This is a genomic window from Pseudanabaena sp. 'Roaring Creek', assembly GCF_001402795.1.
Classification (GTDB): Bacteria; Cyanobacteriota; Cyanobacteriia; order Pseudanabaenales; family Pseudanabaenaceae; genus Pseudanabaena.
The window spans coordinates 1-1,788 of the sequence record NZ_LIRE01000517.1; the positions used below are offsets into that span (position 1 = coordinate 1).

Annotated in this window: 1 protein-coding gene; it reads left to right on the forward strand. The window is 43.3% G+C overall.

All coding sequences use genetic code 11. The features are described from left to right. The first annotated feature begins 277 nt into the window (after nt 1-277). Nucleotides 278-1,651 carry a TldD/PmbA family protein gene (locus AC805_RS15840; protein ID WP_055076316.1) on the forward strand — a complete coding sequence of 458 codons (1,374 nt, stop codon included), beginning with the start codon at nt 278-280 and terminating at the stop codon, nt 1,649-1,651. Nucleotides 1,652-1,788: the final 137 nt, after the last annotated feature.

Below are 1,788 nucleotides of genomic sequence, written 5' to 3' on the forward strand. Positions count from 1 at the left end.
TTGAAAGTTTATGGAATTTTGCTTGCAATATAGCAATCCTAAATGGTTTGTGGAAGAGCACCCCTTCGGGGTGCTCTTCCACAAACCCCAAAATCTACAAATGATTTAGGATAGCTATATAAATCCAAAATGAGTTGAGAGAGGCTTCGACTTCGCTCAGCTATCGTAATACGCTGGCTGAGCGAAGTCGAAGCCCTATTTTCTCACAAATGATTTAGGACTGCTATATGATGATTAATAGCTAACTAGAAAAAATTAAAAACGAATAATAAGGTTTATGTCATCAGCGCTTAGTGTAGAAAAATTAGTCTCCGATGCCAAAGATACCGCTAGCAAGCTAGGGATTAAAAAATTTGATATTTACGGTGCGATCGTTGATGAAACCAGTGCCGAAGTGGATAGCGGCGAGCCCAAACAAGTATCGGCATCTAATCGCGCTAGCGTCACCGTGAGGGTTTGGAATGAGGAAGGGACGGTTGGTGTTACTTCCACCACTAATACCGATCGCGTGGGATTAGAACTCGCCCTCCAAAGCGCCCATGAAGCGAGTTTTTTTGGGGCTAAGGAAAACATTCCCGATTTTAGTCCCGAGGCGATCGCGATTCTCCCTCAAGCATCTCAAACTGCATCTCAAACTGCTCCTCAAACTGCGATCGAGCTGCTTGTCGCCACCCTCTTAGATGCTGAGAAAGAATTATTAGCAAAACATAGGGCGATCGCGGGAGTTCCCTATAATGGTCTCTCACAACGCGATATCAGCCGATTCTATCTTAATAGCGATGGCGCAATGCGGAATGAAAGTAGTTCCTATAGTTCCATTTATCTTTATACCAAAACTGAAGAAGAAGACAGAAAACCTCGCAGTGCAGGGGCTTATCGAGTGAGTCGGGATTTTGCTGGTTTAGATGTCAAGGGTTGTGTGGAAGAAACTGCGGAAAAAACCATCAGTCATTTGAATTACGACAAAATTAAATCTGGTAAATACTTAGTCGTATTTTCTCCTGAAGCCTTTTTAAGTTTAATTAGTGCCTTTTCGAGTCTCTTTAATGCCCAGAGTATTCTTGATAAAAACAGTCTCTCTAACCCCGATTCGATTGGTACTCAGATCGCTTCGCCCTTGCTAAATGTGAGCGATGACGAACTGCATATAGGTAATGTTGGTGCATCAACCTTTGATGGGGAGGGAACACCAACTCGCCGCACGCCCTTAATTACTGATGGTGTTTTAGTTAACTTTTTGCATAGCTCGGTCACGGCAAAGCGTCTGAATGCCAAGCCGACGGGCAATGGTAGCGTGGGGGCGAAGGTTTCTGTAAGCCCTAACTTTTTTCATGTAGAGCGCAGTAATGTCGCTAATGAGTCGAATGAGACAATTTATGACTTAGAAAAGATGGATAATATTATTTGGATTGACGAACTTCAAGCCCTTCATGCGGGAGTACAGGCATCACAGGGTTCTTTTTCTTTGCCTTTTGATGGTTGGTTGTTAAATAAAGGCGATCGCATCAGTATTGAGTCCGCCACTGTAGCAGGTGATATCTTGGAATTACTCAAGGCGATCGTTTATGTTGAACCAGAGGTAAAGATTACTCCTTCAGGGGTTGCACCCAAAATTTGGGTAGAGGGGCTGTCAATCACTGGCGAAGCATAGATAAATGGGTCGCTTTTGGGCTCATTTATCTATCTACCAATTCCCAAAATGGCGTTGCCATTTTGGGAATTGGTATTAATTAGGCGTGTGCAGCGAAGCCGCACACGCTTAATTATTTAATTTATATAGCTACAGTC